Origin of the sequence: Marinomonas arctica, from assembly GCF_003259225.1 — a bacterium.
Taxonomy (GTDB): Bacteria; Pseudomonadota; Gammaproteobacteria; order Pseudomonadales; family Marinomonadaceae; genus Marinomonas; species Marinomonas arctica.
In genome coordinates this window covers 36,607-54,943 of record NZ_QHJF01000003.1, presented here as the reverse complement: position 1 = coordinate 54,943, position 18,337 = coordinate 36,607, and the positions used below count along the sequence as shown (strand labels likewise).

17 protein-coding genes are annotated in these 18,337 nt (G+C 46.1%); 11 read left to right on the top strand and 6 right to left on the bottom strand.

The window, feature by feature from the left end:
• Positions 1-28 precede the first annotated feature (28 nt).
• The gene (locus tag DK187_RS02070) at positions 29-649 is read right to left on the bottom strand and encodes an SGNH/GDSL hydrolase family protein (RefSeq protein WP_111605681.1); all 621 of its coding nucleotides are present in this window, start codon (positions 647-649) and stop codon (positions 29-31) included.
• Positions 650-782: 133 nt separating this feature from the next.
• Between DK187_RS02070 and DK187_RS02065 the strand changes: the two genes are divergently transcribed.
• Entirely contained in the window at positions 783-2,207 is a 1,425-nt protein-coding gene (locus DK187_RS02065; protein ID WP_111605800.1) for a coniferyl aldehyde dehydrogenase, read from the top strand.
• 54 nt (positions 2,208-2,261) lie between these two features.
• Here DK187_RS02065 and DK187_RS02060 read toward each other — a convergent pair whose 3' ends face one another.
• Positions 2,262-4,247, bottom strand: a complete 1,986-nt coding sequence (locus DK187_RS02060; RefSeq protein ID WP_111605680.1) for a methyl-accepting chemotaxis protein — start codon at positions 4,245-4,247, stop codon at positions 2,262-2,264.
• 168 nt (positions 4,248-4,415) lie between these two features.
• On the bottom strand, positions 4,416-5,165 hold the full coding sequence (locus DK187_RS02055; RefSeq protein ID WP_111605679.1) for a DeoR/GlpR family DNA-binding transcription regulator: 750 nt from the start codon (positions 5,163-5,165) through the stop codon (positions 4,416-4,418).
• A gap of 128 nt (positions 5,166-5,293) precedes the next feature.
• Here DK187_RS02055 and DK187_RS02050 point away from each other — a divergent pair, with 128 nt between their 5' ends.
• The 7 genes from DK187_RS02050 to DK187_RS02020 all read left to right on the top strand — a co-directional run bounded on the left by DK187_RS02050 (position 5,294) and on the right by DK187_RS02020 (position 12,353).
• On the top strand, positions 5,294-6,271 hold the full coding sequence (locus tag DK187_RS02050; RefSeq protein ID WP_111605678.1) for an ABC transporter substrate-binding protein: 978 nt from the start codon (positions 5,294-5,296) through the stop codon (positions 6,269-6,271).
• Positions 6,272-6,321: 50 nt separating this feature from the next.
• A complete protein-coding gene (locus DK187_RS02045) occupies positions 6,322-8,004 on the top strand; it encodes an ABC transporter permease (RefSeq protein WP_111605677.1) in 1,683 nt (560 codons plus the stop codon).
• Positions 7,992-9,035 carry an ABC transporter ATP-binding protein gene (locus tag DK187_RS02040; protein ID WP_111605676.1) on the top strand — a complete coding sequence of 348 codons (1,044 nt, stop codon included), beginning with the start codon at positions 7,992-7,994 and terminating at the stop codon, positions 9,033-9,035. The genes DK187_RS02045 and DK187_RS02040 overlap by 13 nt, the downstream gene beginning before the upstream one ends.
• Positions 9,032-10,132: an MBL fold metallo-hydrolase gene (locus DK187_RS02035; RefSeq protein ID WP_111605675.1), complete on the top strand. Its 1,101-nt coding sequence runs from the start codon at positions 9,032-9,034 to the stop codon at positions 10,130-10,132. Before DK187_RS02040 ends, DK187_RS02035 begins: the two co-directional genes overlap by 4 nt.
• Positions 10,116-10,670 carry a histidine phosphatase family protein gene (locus tag DK187_RS02030; protein ID WP_111605674.1) on the top strand — a complete coding sequence of 185 codons (555 nt, stop codon included), beginning with the start codon at positions 10,116-10,118 and terminating at the stop codon, positions 10,668-10,670. Before DK187_RS02035 ends, DK187_RS02030 begins: the two co-directional genes overlap by 17 nt.
• Positions 10,667-11,119: a phosphatase domain-containing protein gene (locus tag DK187_RS02025; RefSeq protein ID WP_111605673.1), complete on the top strand. Its 453-nt coding sequence runs from the start codon at positions 10,667-10,669 to the stop codon at positions 11,117-11,119. The genes DK187_RS02030 and DK187_RS02025 overlap by 4 nt, the downstream gene beginning before the upstream one ends.
• 79 nt (positions 11,120-11,198) lie before the next feature.
• The gene (locus tag DK187_RS02020; RefSeq protein WP_111605672.1) at positions 11,199-12,353 is read left to right on the top strand and encodes an aldose 1-epimerase family protein; all 1,155 of its coding nucleotides are present in this window, start codon (positions 11,199-11,201) and stop codon (positions 12,351-12,353) included.
• Between the two features lie 61 nt (positions 12,354-12,414).
• Here the strand turns inward: DK187_RS02020 and DK187_RS02015 are convergent, their stop codons facing one another.
• The gene (locus DK187_RS02015; RefSeq protein WP_111605671.1) at positions 12,415-13,800 is read right to left on the bottom strand and encodes an MATE family efflux transporter; all 1,386 of its coding nucleotides are present in this window, start codon (positions 13,798-13,800) and stop codon (positions 12,415-12,417) included.
• 109 nt (positions 13,801-13,909) lie between these two features.
• Between DK187_RS02015 and DK187_RS02010 the strand changes: the two genes are divergently transcribed.
• Positions 13,910-14,797: a LysR family transcriptional regulator gene (locus DK187_RS02010; protein ID WP_204355566.1), complete on the top strand. Its 888-nt coding sequence runs from the start codon at positions 13,910-13,912 to the stop codon at positions 14,795-14,797.
• A 66-nt stretch (positions 14,798-14,863) separates the two neighbouring features.
• Here DK187_RS02010 and DK187_RS02005 read toward each other — a convergent pair whose 3' ends face one another.
• Complete coding sequence (locus DK187_RS02005; protein ID WP_223232273.1) at positions 14,864-15,310, bottom strand: gamma-glutamylcyclotransferase family protein; 447 nt, start codon at positions 15,308-15,310, stop codon at positions 14,864-14,866.
• Positions 15,311-15,467: 157 nt separating this feature from the next.
• The gene (locus tag DK187_RS02000) at positions 15,468-16,520 is read right to left on the bottom strand and encodes a bifunctional transcriptional activator/DNA repair enzyme AdaA (RefSeq protein ID WP_111605668.1); all 1,053 of its coding nucleotides are present in this window, start codon (positions 16,518-16,520) and stop codon (positions 15,468-15,470) included.
• A gap of 230 nt (positions 16,521-16,750) precedes the next feature.
• Between DK187_RS02000 and ypfH the strand changes: the two genes are divergently transcribed.
• Complete coding sequence (ypfH, locus tag DK187_RS01995; RefSeq protein ID WP_111605667.1) at positions 16,751-17,368, top strand: esterase; 618 nt, start codon at positions 16,751-16,753, stop codon at positions 17,366-17,368.
• A gap of 86 nt (positions 17,369-17,454) precedes the next feature.
• Complete coding sequence (locus DK187_RS01990) at positions 17,455-18,222, top strand: transporter substrate-binding domain-containing protein (protein ID WP_111605666.1); 768 nt, start codon at positions 17,455-17,457, stop codon at positions 18,220-18,222.
• Positions 18,223-18,337: the final 115 nt, after the last annotated feature.

The window sequence follows — 18,337 nt, the reverse complement described above, 5'->3', positions numbered from 1 at the left end:
TAAAAAACATTACAAAACAATAATATATCTATAATTTATCTTTGATCAGAGTCAGGATCGCCTGAGCCAATTGTGCATTTGCTTGCGTATCCAAATGTACACCGTCTATGGTGCTGGGTTGTAAAATCCCCGCGGCGTTGAGAAAAAGACATTTGTTATGAACCGCAATATCTTGGTAGTAATGATGAAAATGTTGAGACTTTTCAATGGCTCCGTCAAAGTTCTCGGCCATTGCACCCGTTGGGGATAAGATATTTGGCGGTGCTATGACCACGCATCTCGGATGCGGGAATCCGTGGTTGTTTGGCATTTTTGACTTTTCGATCAACTTCTCTACGCCTTTAGCGGCTTCATAGGCGCCGACATTAAAGTATCGCTTTAAATCGTTCGTCCCCAACATGATGATTAAAATATCGACGGGGCCGAAGGTTTCCAGCGCGGCTTGTAAATACGACAAGCCGTTTCTGCCTTCTAAAAAAGGATCATTCCAAATAGTGGTTCGGCCAGGTAAACCAAAATTGATCACTTGATGGTGTTTACCCAAGAGTTCATTGAGTATGGTTGGCCAGCGTAGATGTTTAGGATAACGTCCGCCATTTGGCACACTGCCCCAAGTGAGAGAATCGCCGTAACATAGAATGGTTGCCATCATTTGCTCCTTGCTTTTTTATTTGCCACTAGAAAGTGCCTTTATCATTATATAGTGTAGCTAATTTGGTCGAGTTTAGAGTAAAACGTTTTGTAAACATGGCAGCATATTGATGGGTATTATGGGAGGCAAAATGGCGCTTGAACGGTCTTATCATCAAGACGACATGTTGGCGGCGTTTACACGCCTAAAAGCCATCGCTCAACGAGCGTCTTTTCCGACCGCTGACGAGCGCCGACAGTGTCTCAAGCGTTTGGAGGCGGCACTATTACGTTCGGAAGCATCACTATTAAGCGCACTTCAGAAAGACTTTGGGCATCGAGCTCATGAAGAATCTCGACTATTAGAACTGATACCTGTATTGGGTGAAATAAAACACGCCAAGCGCCACCTGAAAACATGGATGCGGCCATCCAAACGTCGTTTACACATTAGCACCTTACCTGCCAAAGCCAAGGTCATCTATCAACCCAAAGGGGTTGTTGGCGTGATTTCACCTTGGAATTATCCTGTTTTACTTTGTCTTGGTCCCTTAATCGGAGCGTTGGCAGCGGGTAATCGAGTGATGCTCAAGGTGTCGGAATATTGTCCAGAAACCAATAAAGTACTGCGCGAAATATTGGATCGCGCGTTGGGTGAAAACTGGATTGAGATGGTGGAAGGCGAAGCAGACCTTGCTAATCGCTTTAGTTTGTTACCATTCGATCATTTATTGTTTACAGGCTCTACATCGGTCGGACGTATTGTGATGCGCAATGCCGCAGAAAACTTAACACCTGTGACACTTGAATTAGGGGGAAAGTCTCCACTGCTGGTGGCACCGTCAGCGGATTTGAGCGATACCGCGAAAAAATTGGTGTTTGGTAAAATGCTCAACGCCGGTCAAACCTGTGTGGCGCCCGATTACATCATGTGCCATGCCGATCAAAAACAGACCTTAATCGAGTACATAAAGCAGGAGCTTTTAGCTTATTACCCTGAGGGCGTTCTGAGCCCTGATTACACGAGTTTGATTAACCCCCGTCAACTGGATCGCCTACAAGGCTATTTAGAGGAAGCAGGGGCCGCTGGGATCGAATGCGACAACCTGATGTCGCAAGGGCCAGCACAAAGTGATGGCAAATTAGCCTTGCACGTTATACATCAACCAACCGATGACCTGCGTGTCATGCAAGATGAGCTCTTTGGGCCCTTGTTACCCATTTTATTGTATAGCGACTTGGAAGAAGCGCTGTCTTACATTCATCAGCGGCCACGACCTTTGGCCCTGTATTTATTTACCCAGCAGACAGAAGACCAACGACTTTGTGAGGCTCGCATAGTAAGTGGCAGTTTGGTGATCAATCACACGTTGGTGCAAGTGGCACAGGCTGACTTGCCGTTTGGTGGTATTGGTGCATCGGGAATGGGCGCTTACCATGCCGAAGAAGGTTTTCGAACGTTTTCCCACGGTAAGTCGGTGTTAAGCAAACGCGGCAAGAATATTCTCGCTTTACTGCGGCCGCCTTATCGACGTCCCATCCATCGTTTCATGGCCAAATTTTGGCGCTTTTTATGATAAAAAACCATGATGATGGTGACATCATCATGGTTTTCAGTGCAGATTAGACGTTTATTTTAACGCGTTTAATCGTTTAGCGATGGCGTCTATTTCTTGGCTCATACGACTAAGCTGGCTGGAGTCGCTGGCATTACTGCCAGTCAGCTCCTGCAAACGTGACACGAACATGCTGAGGTCCTGTGACACTTTTTGTTGTTCGCCCGCTGCCACAGAAATCTGTGTTGCTTGATCGGTAATTTGCGAGAACGCATCGACGACCTGCTGCAAATGAGCCGCGGTAGATTCTGCCGTTGCTACCGCTCGTTCGGTTTCGCTGTGACCCAATTCCATGGAGCTGACAGACTCTTTTGATGCCACTTGTAGGCGTCCTAGAACCTGCTCTATTTCCACGGCAGAGCTCTCACTTTTCGCCGCAAGATTACGCACTTCGTCGGCGACCACAGCAAAGCCTCGGCCTGTTTCACCCGCTCGTGCGGCTTCGATAGCGGCATTAAGTGCCAATAAGTTGGTTTGTTCTGCAATGTCACGGATCACACTTAACATGCCGTTCGCGCGGCGGCTGTCTTCGTCTAATTGCAGGATATTTGTTTGTGCTTGCGTCATGGCGCTGGTTAAAGAGCGCATTGTCTCAATCACTGTGTTCATTTCTTTGCCGCTATTGCGCACGTCTTTGTGGATACGCTCAACGGTTTCTTTGGTTTCGTTGGCGTACATGGCAACGTCGTGAGAGGTGGCACCGAGTTCTTCCGTCGCCGCGGCTAAGGTCGTATTTTCATCACTTAGACTGTTGGCTTTATTGAGGAAATCGTTACTGAATTTACTGAGACGCCCGGCGTCAGCAACCAGATTGGCTGACTCGGTGTGAATTTGCTCTAATAAATTTTTCAGTTTATCGCCATACGCATTTACCGCTTGGCGAAGATCCCCTAATTCATTCAATTTACCCACGTTAAGAGCTTGAATGCTGCCACCATCAGCAAGTTCTTGGATCTGTTTGGTGGTTTGAGTAATCTGTCCAAGTAGACTGCGGAAAAAGGACGCAGCAATAATACTGACAATGATTAACAAGGCGCCAATCACCATCATGAGGAATAATCCCATGCTTTCTGCAATTTCCGTCATTCGCGCCTTGGGAACAACCAAACCAATTGTCCAGCCCGTTTGTGGGTGCTTAACCAGATCCACGTAAGCAGCACCGTCTAAAATTTCATCATGTTCAATCGTGATCACTTGCTCTACGTTGCCCATTTTTACTAAAGCGGGTTTTAACCATGGTAGCTGATTGCCAAGCTCGGTGGCCGTTAACATGCTGCCATCGCTTTTTACCAAATTAATCTTGTCTTTCGGAAAGCTAAGTACCTGTCCTGTTTGGTCAATGGCGAAGACATAACCCTGATTTTCGGCACCATAAAGCTCAAGTGCTTTGGTAATGCCATCCAACATCATATCGACCGTTGTGACACCGGTAAACGTGTTGTTTTCCTTCATTGGGATCGTACAAGTCACCATAGGAATATTGGTAACAGGGTCTATATAGGCCTCAGACCAAGCACAACGATTGACTGGCGAGGTTCTGCCAACGGTGTACCAACCTTCGTTGTGATAGCCAGATCCCGCTGGATCATTGTAATCGTCTAGAAAGCTCATCTTAGAGCCATCACGTCCCCAGAAGAAACTACGGCGTTCCGTTCCCGGTGTAAACGCAGAAGGCTCCGGCCAGATACCACCCCCGGCGATACTTTTGTCATCGTGGTTATTAATGATGTTGGGAAAGACTTGTTTGAATAGCGCGTCGTCTTTGGGGAGTTCAGTGCTGGCTAAAGCGAGGGTGCTGGTGAGTAATTGGATTTTTTCTAACTTGGCGCTGAGTAACTCGGTCAGTGCCTTTTGGTTTACCGAGATTTGTCTTTGTCGTTCGGCGGTGAGGTCGGGTTTTACTTTCGTTTCTATTACAAGGTAAATGCTAGCAAGTGCGAGTAAGAGTATGGCGATTAAGCCAATATTTATTTGTTGTCGAATTCTCATCGGTGACGTCATAACAACCTCAATTTTTGCAACTTGGGTAGGGGTATATAAGACAATAGTCTTATATAAACAAAGAGATCAAGCGCATTTTTTGCACAAATTGTAACAATCGTGCTTGGTAGCTCTGCATTCATGCACTTAAATCCATTTTTAGTGTCTCTTTATTTCAATGGGATTCGCTTAATACAATATCTCTACCCCCTGATAATGCAGCATGCTTAATAGGGATGACGATGGTTTTTGATCAGTAATGACACAGTCATAATCACTCATTTTCCCCCATAAACAGCGTGATTCTTTTTCAAATTTTGTGCTGTCGATAACCAAAATGCGATAATGGCAATGCTCAACGAGGGCTTGTCTTGCCATCACCTCATCATCAGTGAAATCAAATAAATTTCCGTGTTTATTGACGGTTGCGACGGAAAATATCCCTATATCTGCCCGGTAGCGTTGGAAAAACATCATGGCATCGCCCCCGATAACATCTTGATCTCGCATTCGTACTCGTCCGCCTGAAATGGTCAGTTCACAGTCTGGGTGTTCGCATAAATTGCGGGCAGCATGCAAATTCGTGGTCATCACCTGCAGGCCTTGAAAGGCGTTTAACTGACTGGCGACGTCGGCGACGCTAGAACCACTGCCTAGAAAAATAGATTGGTAGTCCGCTATTTTGCTAATGCATAAATTAGCGATATGTTTTTTACCAATGGCATTACGAATTCGCCGTTGATCAAAGCTGACATTTTCACGATGAGGAAAAGGAATCACTTCTCCGTGACTGCGAAGCACTAAGCCTTTTTCGGCCAATATCCTAATATCTGAGCGGATAGTTTGGACCGAGACGCCAAATTCATCTGCAGTGGATTGTAGGGTTTGTCGTCCATGTTTGTTTACCCATTGAACAATGTCATAGTGACGTTTATTCATATAATACGGCTCTTAACCTCAGCTCTCGAAACGAAAGCAAACCATTACTAAACGAAAGTATTTCGTCACTATAATGTCAAAGTATGTCGGTATTGTTGCAACTCCCTTATCGAACAGAGAGTTTTCACATGACCGTTAAGAAAACATTATTACTGTGTGCTGCGTCACTGATCTTTCCCTTATCAGCTCTAGCTCAAGATGTTTTGACCTTGTATACCAGTCAGCCAAACAAAGATGCGCAAATGACGGTGGATGCGTTTGAAGCCGCTAATCCAAATATCAAGGTAGAATGGGTTCGTGATGGCACGACCCAATTGATGACTAAACTGCGTGCAGAGCTGTCTTCTGGTGTGGTGAAACCCGATGTATTGCTTATTGCCGATAGTGTCACTATGGAATCCATGGTGAATGAGGGTTATTTGCTTCCATATGTGAGTCCTGAGCGAGATCAGTACGAAAATAGCTTGTACAGTGAAGAGGGCTATTATTACGGCACGAAACTGATCACCACGGGTATTGTTCGTCATAAACAAGCGCCACAACATCCAACGGATTGGGCCGATTTCGTCAAGCCTGAATACAAAAATCAAGTGTCGATGCCAAGCCCATTGTATTCCGGTGCCGCACTGATTCACCTTGCGACGTTAACAGATGATAAATCATTAGGCTGGGATTATTTCGAGCAATTACATGCCAATGGAGCGATGGCGCAAGGCGGCAATGGCGGTGTACTAAAAGCGGTGGCATCAGGGACTAAGCCTTATGGCGTGATTGTGGATTTCTTGGCGATTCGTGAAGCGGCGAAAGGTTCTCCGATTGAATTTATCTTTCCTAAAACGGGCGTCACCATGGTTACTGAGCCCGTGGCGATCATGAAAGAAGCCAAAAACAAAGCCGCAGCGAAGCGCTTTGTCGACTTCCTCTTATCGAAAGAAGGCCAAGCTTTGGTGCTAGAGCAGGGTTATTTGCCAGCTCGACGTGATATTGGCGTACCCGAAGGTTTTCCTAAGCGAGAAAATATTCAGTTAATGCCATTTGATGCGGCAAAAACTCTCGAAAATAGTGAAGCGAATAAAGAGCGCTTTAGCAAGATCTTTGAAGGTTAAGAAAGATGACACCTTCGTTATTAAAAAGACGTTTTATGGATGGAGCCTCCATGGATAGCCAGCTACGCTGGTTGTCCATTGGACTCTTTGTATTGATCGCAACGTTAAGCCTATTACCTAGCCTGCGTTTATTGGTAGAAGCCTTAAGTCATACGACTTTTTCTACGTCTTCCCCTATGGCAGAAGTACTTAAAAGTGAGCGGACTTGGACGGCATTACGCCATAGTTTTTACACCTCAGGGTTAGGGACGCTCATCGCGGTGATTTTAGGTTGCGGCTTTGGCTTTGTGGTGACGTTAACGAATATTCGTGGTCGCGCCATTTGGGTATTTTGTTTTATGTTGCCGATGATGATTCCGCCACAAGTGACGGCGTTGAGTTGGTTGCAACTGTTTGGCCCAGCGAGCCCAATTTTAAACACGCTAGGCATAGCGCCTGCGTTGGGCAGCCCACAGCCAATGTATTCGGCGGAAGGCATTGCTTTACTGCTTGGTATACAAAGTGCGCCCTTGGTGTTTTTGGCACTGCGTACTCAGCTTATTTCATTGCCACAGGATTTATTCGAAGCGGCTCAACTATCTCGTGCTTCTCAGTTTCGAATTTGGGTCGATATCATCCTGCCTTTGTGTCGCAGTGCGATTATCGCTGGTGCCGCGTTAGCCTTTGTTTCTTCTTTGGGTAATTTTGGTATTCCGGCGATGTTAGGAATTCCGGCAGGTTACATCGTTTTACCCACCTTGATTTATCAGCAAATGGCAGGATTTGGACACGATATGCTGAGCCAAGTGGCGGGCTTGTCGATGATGATTGCCTTGTTGGTGCTAGCAGGCATGTTGTTACAGCAATGGCTACAGCAACGCAGTCGTTATGCCTTGTTAGGTCACACCGCGCAGTCGCTGTCTTTTCGTCTTAAGCAATGGCGTTTGCCCCTCGAAATTCTGTTGGCATTGGTATTGTGTTTTATCTTGGTTGCCCCGCTATTTGCTTTGATTGTCAGCTCACTGGTGCCAGCTCTCGGCATGCCATTGAACGCGGATACCCTTACTTTTGCTGCATTTTACGAAATGATTGGGCGGCAAGGCGTTACTTCCAGAGCTTTCGAAAACAGCGCGTTTTTGGCTTTTTTCAGTGCATTAGTCTTGATGCTGGTGTCTTTGCCATTAGGCTATTTGTTGATGCGTTTGCCAATGCGCACCAGAGCGGTGATCGCCAGTTTGATCGAAGTGCCTTATGCCATCCCCGGCATCGTCTTAGCCATTGCTTTTATTTTGTTGTTCGCCAAGCCTTTGCCTTTTATAGAGGTTAGCTTGTACGGCACGTTGGGCATTATTTTCTTGGCGTATCTTTCGTGTTTTTTGAGTGTCTGTTTGAAGCCAGTATTAAGCGCTATGTCGCAGCTTGATCCGGCTTTAGAAGAAGCCGCTCAATTGGCAGGCGCAAGGCCGATACAGCGCCTGATTGACATCATTTTACCGCTCACTGCACCGGCCTTTTTTGCCGGCGGCTTATTCGTGTTTTTGATTTCCATTAACGAGCTGACGGTATCGGCTTTGTTGTGGAGCGCAGGCAATGAAACCCTCGGTGTGTTGATTTTTAATCTTGATGAAAGTGGCGACAGTGTGTTGGCCTCGGCCATTGCTGTGCTGGTGGTGTTACTGGTCGCAGGGCTAATGAGTTTATTGAGTCTGTTTGCCCCTCGTCTGCCCAAAGGAGTGATTCCATGGCACGGTTAATATTGGATGGCGTTGAAAAATCTTTTCATGGTGCGCCGGTTGTAAAAGGTTTGAATTTAACCATTGAGCCAGGTGAGTTTGTCGCCTTACTCGGGCCAAGCGGCTGTGGTAAATCGACCATTTTAAGAATGCTGGCAGGATTTGAAAACGTTTCAGGTGGTCAAATCATTCATGGTGATGACTGTCTTTCCAGTTCGACACGTCATGTGCCAACAGAAGAAAGAAACTTCGGCATGGTGTTTCAGTCCTATGCACTTTGGCCGCACATGACAGTGAAAGAAAACGTCGGCTACCCGCTTAAAGTGCAGAAGACGCCAACAGCTGAGCGTAACAAACGCATTAACGATGCGTTAGATATTGTTCAGTTGAAAGAATACGCCGATCGTTTGCCAGCGCAACTCAGCGGCGGTCAGCGTCAGCGTGTGGCGTTGGCGCGTAGTTTGGTCACCGAGCCTGATGTGGTGCTGTTTGACGAGCCACTTGCTAACTTAGATAGACATTTGCGAGCGACGATGGAAGAAACCTTTCGCGCCTTTCACAAACGTACTGGCGCGACTATGGTGTATGTCACCCACGATCAATCCGAAGCCATGTCATTGGCCGATAAAATTGCTGTGCTGAATAAAGGGCAATTGGTGCAATGGGGAACACCTCAGGAACTGTATGCAAGACCAAGAAACACTTGGCTAGCAAATTTTATCGGTCGAGGTTCTGTGTTGTCGGTCGCTGCAGTTGCGCCTGCGCAATATGTGAGCGGTACCAATTTGCACGCGTTGATTCGTCAACATTCGCCGGACAAAGCGGCCAGTTCTGTGCTCGTGCGTCCACAAGATATTCATTTCGTCAACGCGGACGAGTCGGCACTGACGGGTAGCGTTCACAGCTGTATTTTTCGTGGCGAGCGTTACGATATTGAATTGACGCTAAAGGATGGTCAGCGCTTACTCGCGTACAGCGATGTGCCGATGACGCTAGGCAGCCAGCATCAGGTTCGTCTTGGGCAAGCTTGGTCGCTTGAGAGTGAGTCATGAAGGTTAGCATTGATATTCTAAGTGGCGCAGGAAGAAAAACCGCCGCCGCAATTTTAGTCACTTATGAAGCCGATCCTCAATCAAAACTGATTCGTTTTCTACTCGATGCGGGCGGCGCGTTAGAGGTAGGTGAAGACAAAGGCTGGACGCAACCAGATCACTTAGACGCGATTTTTATTTCCCATGATCATCAAGATCATATGGGCGGTTTGATCGATATTGATAGTAAGGTTCCGGTCTACGCCACTTCACCCGTTCAGCAGCAATTGCCATCGCATTTGAACCTTCATACCTTGCCGATTTGTGGTATGACAAATGTGTCTGGCATTAAGGTGACAACCGGTTCGGCTGGTCATTCTTTCGGCGGTGTGTGGTTGCATCTTGATATGGGCGATGGCGTATTTTACAGCGGCGATTTCAGTCTCGAATCGTGCTTGTATCCTTTTACCATGCCTCCACAAGCGGATGTGGCTTTGCTCGATGCGTCTTACGGCTTGTACGATAATTCACTGGAGCAATGCAAAAACGCCTTGTTGCATTATCTGAAGGACGAGCGCGCCTTACTGATGCCCGTTCCGCAAACAGGACGAGCCTTAGAAATGGCCTGTTGGCTAGCTTCCCTAGGCTTCCATGATTGGACTCTAGGGGAAGATTGCATCGCACCTGAGACGGTGTTGGCTGGGCCTGAAGACAGTGTGTGCGGCGAGATTCGACCTATCTTGAAAAACATGAAAAGCCAACCGTTCAATCCCAATGCCAAAGTGGTTTTATGTGGTGATCCTGATGGATTGAGTGGCGAAGCGGCTGTGTTATTGCAACAACCAGAGCGATATTTGCCCGTTTATACTGGACATTTGCCGGAACACGCTCGTCAGGCCGTGAGTGAAGACAGAGCGTATTTCGAACGCTGGAATGTGCACCCGCGTAAGCAAGACCTAAAACGGCTGGTGGATCATCTTGGCTGCCGTATTTGTGTTCCGCTTTTCCACACCATGAAAGACCTAAATGAGTGGCGACAGGCCCTTGGCCCAAGCGTTACGGCAGATTCTTATATTGAGTTAGAGTGTATCGAGTTAGATTATGACCTTAATACCTAAACCTTTTGTCTTTGCGCGTCATGCGCAGAGTGAGTTTAACGCCGCGTTTCGTATTGGTGGTTTTACCGACAGTCCGTTAAGCGCAACGGGAATTCAACAAGCCAAAGACGCGGCGCCAATATTAAGCGCCATTGATTGGAGTCTTGTGGCAACCAGTACGTTACAACGCACCCAAGAGACCGCATTACATGCGGTACCAAAACAAACCATTATGGCTTATGAGCAACTTAAAGAGCGCAATTGGGGCGACCTTGAAGGTTGCCCAATAGAACAACAATTACCTTATGACGTGACGCCACCTAATGGTGAATCTTGGCAAGACTTTGAAGCCCGTGTACTTAGCGCATTGAATGAGATTCTCAGCGAGCATTCGTGGCCTCTGATTATTGCCCATTCTGGTGTTTATCGAGTGTTAAACAATATTATCAATGGCACGCCGTATTGTCCAAGAATCGGCAATGTGACGCCCATTTCTTTTGTACCCAGCCAAGACGAAAACGGCTGGGAAATCACCCCGTTTAAAGGAAGCTTTATATGATACCAAATGCCGTAATTGTTGATTTAGATGGCACGCTTGCCGAGTTCGATCACACCAAGGTTGCCCATTGGGTGCTTGGCGCAGAAAAACATTGGGACCCGTTTTTTGAGCACATGAAACATGCGCCTGTGATTGAAAATGTGCTGCGTTTGGTGAATATTCTCAAGCAGCAAGGGCAACACATTTTGATTTGTAGCGGACGTCCTGAATCCCATAAACAGCATTCTATTGAATGGATTCAAAAGCACAGCATTCCCTGTGATGGTATCTATTTACGACCTGACAATGCTGATGCTCTGCCAGATGAAGAAGTCAAAAAAGCCCTATTAGAAAAAATTCAGGCGGATGGATTCACACCTTGGTTAGTATTGGACGACCGCGACGCGGTGGTAAAAGGCTGGCGTAACCTAGGATTGACTTGCCTACAGTGCGCGCCGGGGGATTTTTAAGCTGCAGATTTTATCCTCATAGCTGGCCTTGTCATCTGGCTCGCGTTAGCATGAGGAAATTTTTCTTGGAGCCTAGTTCATGTTTCAACTTGTTCTTCTTAGTCATCAACAGCACATTAATGTGGGTAATTTGTCACTTAACGCTGAGTTAATGGGATTGCCGAAGGATGTGCCTATTCATGTTCAGCAAACCTGTTTGATGGGCGGTAAGCAAACCGGTTCGCGTTTGATCACGTTAACCGTGGGTGGTTCTGTGGTTCGTGTCGTGCCGACTCGTGGCATGGCGGTGCTTGATGTGGTCAGAAACGGTGTGCGCTTTGGTTGGGATTCTCCTGTGAAAGAGGTGGTTCATCCTAGTTTCGTGAATCAAGAAGCGTCTGGTGGCTTAGGCTGGTTAGACGGTTTTAACGAGATGATTGTGCGTTGTGGTTATCAGTGGGCAGGGCATCCAGGACAAGATGGCGATGAGTTTTTGACATTGCATGGTCGTATCCAAAATACACCTGCCGACGAGGTGATTTTAGAGGTCGAGCAAGTGCCGCCTTATCGGGTGACTTTACGTGGTCGAGTCGATGAAAAGCGTTTTAAGTTCACCAACTTTGAATTGCAAACGGCGTTATCATTAACGCCAGATGCGCCGTATTTGTTGGTAGAAGATACCCTGACCAACAAAGGCAGTTATCCGCGCGAATACCAAGCTATCTATCACAATAATTTCGCTCAGCCGATTCTTGAAAAAGGCGCGCAACTGCATGTTCCTATGGCGGAATTATCGCCGTTTAACGACTACGCTGCGGGTGGCTTGAACGATTGGAATCAGATGCCTGCGCCAACGAAAGATTTTGATGAAATGGTGTTTAATATTCGTCCGTTGAGTGACGAAAATGGCTTTTCTCATGCCTTGTTACATAACGCCAACGGGAGTTGTGGCATAGAAGTCAGTTATCAAACCGATACCTTGCCAGTGTTAACCATATGGAAAAATACGGACACATTGGAACAAGGTTATGTGGTAGGAATCGAACCCGGTACTAGCTTTGCTTACAACCGTGCTTATCAGCGCGACTTAGGTTTGGTGCCAACAATCGGTGCGGGTGAGTCAAAACACTTTGTGGTGCGTTTCGGCTTGTTAACGGATGGCGATCAAGTGCAAGCCAGTGTGGCGAATATCGACCAATTACAAGGTACCCAAACACCTCAAATCTTATCTACGCCGCTTGTGCGTCTAGCCTAATTGACTGACGCGTTGGGCCGTTTACTGAGGACGCTCCAACGCTTTGTTTATCTTGGCAGGCTTATTTTTGAACTAAGGTTTGCGCTCCCATTATCGCTGTAGACTCCGTGCGATAGGCTTTTTTTAGCCCTTTTAAGCTAATCAGCAACATGGGGAGAACAATACAAGTGAACGCAACATTTGACAAAGGCACGGCCAGCCATACCCCCTCAACGCCTAAGAATCTTGGTAGGGTGAATAAAAATGGCAGCTGCACCAACATATTTCCCATCGATACAAAGAATGCCTGACCACTTTTGCCGATGGCGACAAAGTAAATCGAGGTCATGAATAGGAAGCCATCCAAAAACAGCGCCATTAAATGCAGGCGAATGCCGACCTTAGCCGCCTCAATTAACGCCGTATCTGAGCCAGCAAAAAAGCCCGCAAACCGTTCTGGGAAAAGGTTAAGTAAAACCACCACGGCAATACCGGAACCCAGTGTCACAGAAAACGCCAACTTTACGGTTTGGATAATGCGTTTGTATTGTTTTGCGCCCAAGTAATAGCTGACCGGTGGTTGCAAACCACTGACCAAACCTTCGGCAAAAAAGTAATAACAACTTGCTAAATAGCCAACAATCGCAAACGCGGCTAATTGGGTCGTATCGCCATAAGCCATGAACAATCGATTGTGAACCGCCATCACAAAGCTAAAATAAATAAACATCACCAAGTTAGAAGAACCTAACTGCACAATCCGCTTAGCGATGGCTTTATCAAACTGGTTTAGAGTGAGTTTGGTTTTGGCTTTCGATGACATAAAATAACGTAAGCACAATACACAGCTGGTGAATTGAGCCATCAGGGTGGCTATTGCCGCGCCTTTCAAGCCCATATTCAAGTGGGCTAAAAACACATAGTCCAACAGGATATTGATGAGTGCCCCGACGATAATAAATACCGTCGCCATGTTTGGGCTGTCATCGTTTCTCACCAACATCGGCATAGCGCTGGCACCAATCGAAATTAAGGCACCATAAGACATCACCTGAATATATTGCCAACTCATTGCCATGGTGACGCCAGTCGCGCCTTGTAAATTCAGTAAACTCTTACCAAAAACAGTAAAGATCAGCGTGGCAAATAAACCGATGAAAATGACCAAAAATAAAGCCGTCATCAAGGTTGCTTGGGTAGCAGGGGGATTATTTTCTCCCCGATATTTGGACAACAGGCTGCCGCCGCCCATACCGATCAGCATACCAAACCCCATAATGAGACCCAGTAACGGAATAGCCATATTGATGCCCGCCAATCCTTCGCTGCCGACAAAATGGCCAACAAAAAAACCGTCAATGATTTGATACAGTCCATTGACCAACATGGCCACAATGGAAGGAATTGCAAATCGCCAGAAAGCGCCCGCCACGGATTTTTGGATGGGAATGGGATTGACCGCGTGCATGACTGTATTGCTCCATGGATTAAGAATGGATGAATCATAGGTAAAATTGAGATATAAGAAAGTTGGTTTCTATCCGTATATAGGATGGATGAGGTGTTGAGTGGGAGGAATGATGAATTGGACTTTGGATCAACTTCTGGCGTTTGTGACAGCGGCAGAGTCAGGCTCTTTTTCAGCGGCAGCGAGAAAACTGAACAAAGCGCAATCACGTATCAGTAGTGCGATTGCCAACTTAGAGCTCGATTTGGGCTTTGAGTTGTTTGATCGAAGTGCAAAATTTCCAGTACTAACGTCATTAGGGCAAGAAATGTTGCCGGAAGCGCAGGCCATTCTAAACCAATGTTTGCGTTTAGAGTCCAGAGCATTAACCGCCGCGGGACAAGAGCCTATACTGTTACGCATTGCGATTGATGAAGCGTTGCCGTTAGAAGCCATACACTCGATTTTTACGCAAATCGGTGACTTGTTTCCGGCAACACATCTGGTGATTACCAGCGGCTCTCAAGATGATATTTCCAGTGTCATCTCGGCCCAAAAAGCCGACATAGGTTTGATGATTAGCAACAGTGTGTTACCTGAAAAGCTACAAATGCAATCCTTAGGCTATTTTAAAAAAATACTGATCACTGGCCGTCGGCACCCTCTTGCTAACGCTGGCACACTGACATTGTCAAAGTTACAGCAATATCGTCAATTGGTATTGTGTAATCGTTCAGGTGAAAACAGAGAAAATGCCCTGAGTGCTGACCATTGGGATATAGACAGTTATTATCTCATTTGTGAATTGGTCGCCCAGAATCAAGGTTGGGCGATCGTACCGGAACACATTGCCATCACTCCGTGGTTTGTGGACAAAATCCACACGGCAAAAAGTGATTTTTTGTCTGATATGCTCATTGAGGTCGGTATTGTGAAGCGCATCGACACGCCAGCCAGTAAATTAACTGACTGGATTACAGAGAAAATGCGCCAATTAATGGACGATCGTATGCATTAAAGCGACGGCTATAGCGTCGTGTTATAAAAATGTTTGTCGCCCGCAATAGGGTGACTAAGCAAGGCATTAAGCCAATTGTGTAGTTTGGTCTTGGTCTTGGTCTTGTTGATGCTCTGTATTTTTCGGCTGTCTATTTGTGCGGGTGTATCGCTCCCAATCACCTGCTTCCATATAGTCTGCATTGCTTAAGGATCGGTTGTATAGGTAAATCCAACCGCGTCCATAGGGCGAGAAGATGGTTTTTCTAATGTGTTCTGAGTTCTCTGGTAGCTTGGGATCATAGCCTTCCCGTTCGTCTAAAGAGGTGAGTATCTCATCGGTGACTTTGTACCATTCCACTCGAATTCGACCACTGTCGTCGCGTGTAGAGATAATGCCGGGAGCATCTCCTAAGTTGTACATGCGGTAACCCGTTAACCAACCCAGTCCAATACGTTTGCACTCTGCTAGAAGCGCGTGATTTTCAAGCCCCTCGCGAAGCGTCCCATATACAGCAACAATGTGTGTCGGCATGTTGAATTCCATCTAATAACAATCAAAGTGCACAAGATGGACTTGTGTAGAAGGCATTTCAAGCCCTGTAGCGGGAAATTACGTTGCCATGACACAACCTTGATGCATTCATGAAACTACGGACATTTGGGGGCTGAGTTTCCGTCTTTCTCGAGGTTTAACGATGTGCTTTTTCATGGTCAAGCAGCCAGCGTTTGCGCTCTAGTCCTCCGGCATAACCGGTTAAGCTGCCGTCTTTGCCAATCACTCGATGACAGGGAATGACAATGGCAATTCGGTTCATACCATTGGCTCTAGCAACCGCTCGAACGGCTTTGGGGTTATTGAGCCGAGTGGCCTGTTCTTGATAACTGGCGGTTTCTCCATAGGGAATCGTCCCAAGCGCTTGCCAGACCGCGTTTTGGAAATCTGTCCCCGGAGTATGCAGTGGCACAGAGAAGGTGTGCCTGCGACCAGCAAAGTATTCCTCTAGCTCGATCTTAATTTGCTTAATGTGAGCGTTTTCACCCGTTATGATAGGGGATTTTAGGCGTCGCTGCAGATCCTCAAATTCGGTTTCCAACATGCGTCGGTCGACAAACTCTAACAGACAAATTCCCTCGTCCGTCGCGCAGACAAACATTGGGCCAATGGGCGTGGTTAGCCTATCGATTAAAATCACAGCATTCTCCATATTTAGGGTTGGTGCATGACCGAGTAATTTTTTAAAAGTGTAACCGAAACCACTTAAAGAGTCGTAGCCTGAATCTAACGCAGTATTAGTGGCACTTTTGCCTGTCTTTAATTCTTGAAAGGCATAATTAATTCGATACATACGTTGAAAGGTTTGAAACGTCATACCGTAATGTTGATTAAACCAACGGCGTACGAAAATAGGTCGAATGTTTGCTTCTCTCAATTGTTGGTCGGTAATTTTTGCCTTAGTGCAATCTCGTACCAGATTCATCGCGGCTTGTACTTCATAAGGTGCTTCATGAGCGTTTTCAGTTGGGCGGCAGACTTTACAGGGACGAAAGCCTGCGTCCATGGCATCTTTGAAATGCGTATAAAACGCAACGTTCTCGCGCTTTGGCTTGCGCGCCCGACAGGTGGCAATACAGAAAATCATTGTGGTTTTTACGCCGACAAAAAACACACCTACATAGCTGGGTTCACGGTTGAGTAAGGCTTGATAATAACCATCGGCTTGTTTTTCATTTGTTATTAACATGCGCTTGTCCGTTGTTTGAATGACTGAAAGAGTACCTATCAGTTAGGTTAGCTTGATTCACAATCCAGCGACAACCGAAAACTGGACGAGTATTTTTTATTGTTTTTAATTGAGCTATCGATTATTACCAAATACGAAATAGAAGCTTAAGGAATAGCTTGTATATCTTGTTTTAGTTGAGAAATAGAGTATTCATTCTATTTTTAACTCGTTACTCTGGAAGTTGATACATGCCCAATACTCTCATAATACAAGAACCCAATTCGCCGACGCGTTTGTTTTTATTATTTCATGGTGTTGGCGCAACGTCCCAGAGTTTGGCACCTTTGGGACAGATTGTGGCTGAAGCCTTACCGAATGCGTTCATCGTGTCGGTACAAGCTCCTGATGCGTCTGATTTTGGACAAGGTTACCAATGGTTTTCTGTGCAAGGCGTCACAGAAGAAAATCGTGTTGAACGTATTAAAACTGCCATGCCAGCCTTTGTCGAAACGGTAAAATATTGGCAGCAAAAAAGCGGGCTAACCCCAGAGAAAACGACTTTGATTGGTTTTTCTCAAGGGGCGATTATGGCCTTATCTTCGACGCAAATGGTCGAGGAAAAATTAGCTGAAAAAATTGTTTCCTTATCAGGTCGCTTTGCCATGTTCCCCTATAAAAAATCAATCAATAACACAGAAGTCCATTTTATCCATGGGAATCAAGATAACGTGATTGACTATCGCTTATCTAAATCAGGGTACGATGCCCTGATCAGTGAAGGCATCATGACCACTTATGACCTTATTCCCGACCTTGCTCACACAGTGAATCAAGCGGTGGTAGATTGCTTGTTAGAGCGTGTATAACGGTATGGTTTTGCAGAATAAAAATTGAAAACATGGCATAGCAAATGCTTATATATTCGTTTCATTCTTATGTTAGGTACACTGTTATGAAGTTCACCGCGTCGTTTTTATTGCTCGTGTCCACCATGGCTTACAGTGCTATTGCACAAGCCGATCGTTTAGAAGATATCAAAAAACAAGGCTACATCACGGTGGGAACCACGGGGGATTACAAGCCTTTTTCATACTACGATGGCAGCACTTTCTCTGGCTATGATATTGATGTTGCAAAGTATTTCGCCTCAGAAATGGGCGTGGAAGTGAAATTTGTACAAACCACTTGGAAAAACCTTATAACGGATTTGAAGGACGATAAGTACGACATTGCAATGGGTGGCATTACGCGTCGGACTTCGCGTCAAATGGAAGCGGATCAATCGCAAGGCTATATGACTTTTGGCAAATGTTTCCTTGTGGCGACGGGCAACGTGGCTCGCTTTGATTCGTTAGAAGAAGTCAATCGCCCTGAAGTAAAGGTTGGTGTGAACATCGGAGGAACCAATGAAAAATTTGCGGATCAATACCTGAGCAAAGCCACCATTATTCGTTATGAAAATAACCTAGATGTCCCTAAAGCGGTGGAAGCAGGAGACGTTGATGTGATGGTGACAGAAACCCCAGAAGCACTGTATTACCAAGTGGTCAACAAGCAGCTAGAAGCCTCACGAGCGAATGATCCCTTCACTAAAAGCCAATTTGGTTATTTGATTCCTGCGGGTGAGCAGCGTTTATTGAATACGGTGAATTTCATGATGGAGGAAATGACATTAAAAGGCGTTGATGAAGCTTTGATGGCGAATAACTCGCTTAAATAAATCATGTATTCTTGGCCTAGCTTATTCTTAAACGATTCAGCTGGGCCATTGTCAATTTCTTCGCCTAAATTATCTTTTGTCAGTTCGTCTAATTCTCCTTATCATTCGCTCCTCT

Excerpts from the sequence above, each read along its gene's own strand:
- DK187_RS02070 (WP_111605681.1), bottom strand. The coding sequence starts at position 649 with ATGGCAACCATTCTATGTTACGGCGATTCTCTCACTTGGGGCAGTGTG.
- DK187_RS02065 (WP_111605800.1), top strand. The coding sequence starts at position 783 with ATGGCGCTTGAACGGTCTTATCATCAAGACGACATGTTGGCGGCGTTT.
- DK187_RS02060 (WP_111605680.1), bottom strand. The coding sequence starts at position 4,247 with ATGACGTCACCGATGAGAATTCGACAACAAATAAATATTGGCTTAATC.
- DK187_RS02055 (WP_111605679.1), bottom strand. The coding sequence starts at position 5,165 with ATGAATAAACGTCACTATGACATTGTTCAATGGGTAAACAAACATGGA.
- DK187_RS02050 (WP_111605678.1), top strand. The coding sequence starts at position 5,294 with ATGACCGTTAAGAAAACATTATTACTGTGTGCTGCGTCACTGATCTTT.
- DK187_RS02045 (WP_111605677.1), top strand. The coding sequence starts at position 6,322 with ATGGATAGCCAGCTACGCTGGTTGTCCATTGGACTCTTTGTATTGATC.
- DK187_RS02040 (WP_111605676.1), top strand. The coding sequence starts at position 7,992 with ATGGCACGGTTAATATTGGATGGCGTTGAAAAATCTTTTCATGGTGCG.
- DK187_RS02035 (WP_111605675.1), top strand. The coding sequence starts at position 9,032 with ATGAAGGTTAGCATTGATATTCTAAGTGGCGCAGGAAGAAAAACCGCC.
- DK187_RS02030 (WP_111605674.1), top strand. The coding sequence starts at position 10,116 with ATGACCTTAATACCTAAACCTTTTGTCTTTGCGCGTCATGCGCAGAGT.
- DK187_RS02025 (WP_111605673.1), top strand. The coding sequence starts at position 10,667 with ATGATACCAAATGCCGTAATTGTTGATTTAGATGGCACGCTTGCCGAG.
- DK187_RS02020 (WP_111605672.1), top strand. The coding sequence starts at position 11,199 with ATGTTTCAACTTGTTCTTCTTAGTCATCAACAGCACATTAATGTGGGT.
- DK187_RS02015 (WP_111605671.1), bottom strand. The coding sequence starts at position 13,800 with ATGCACGCGGTCAATCCCATTCCCATCCAAAAATCCGTGGCGGGCGCT.
- DK187_RS02010 (WP_204355566.1), top strand. The coding sequence starts at position 13,910 with ATGATGAATTGGACTTTGGATCAACTTCTGGCGTTTGTGACAGCGGCA.
- DK187_RS02005 (WP_223232273.1), bottom strand. The coding sequence starts at position 15,310 with ATGCCGACACACATTGTTGCTGTATATGGGACGCTTCGCGAGGGGCTT.
- DK187_RS02000 (WP_111605668.1), bottom strand. The coding sequence starts at position 16,520 with ATGTTAATAACAAATGAAAAACAAGCCGATGGTTATTATCAAGCCTTA.
- ypfH (WP_111605667.1), top strand. The coding sequence starts at position 16,751 with ATGCCCAATACTCTCATAATACAAGAACCCAATTCGCCGACGCGTTTG.
- DK187_RS01990 (WP_111605666.1), top strand. The coding sequence starts at position 17,455 with ATGAAGTTCACCGCGTCGTTTTTATTGCTCGTGTCCACCATGGCTTAC.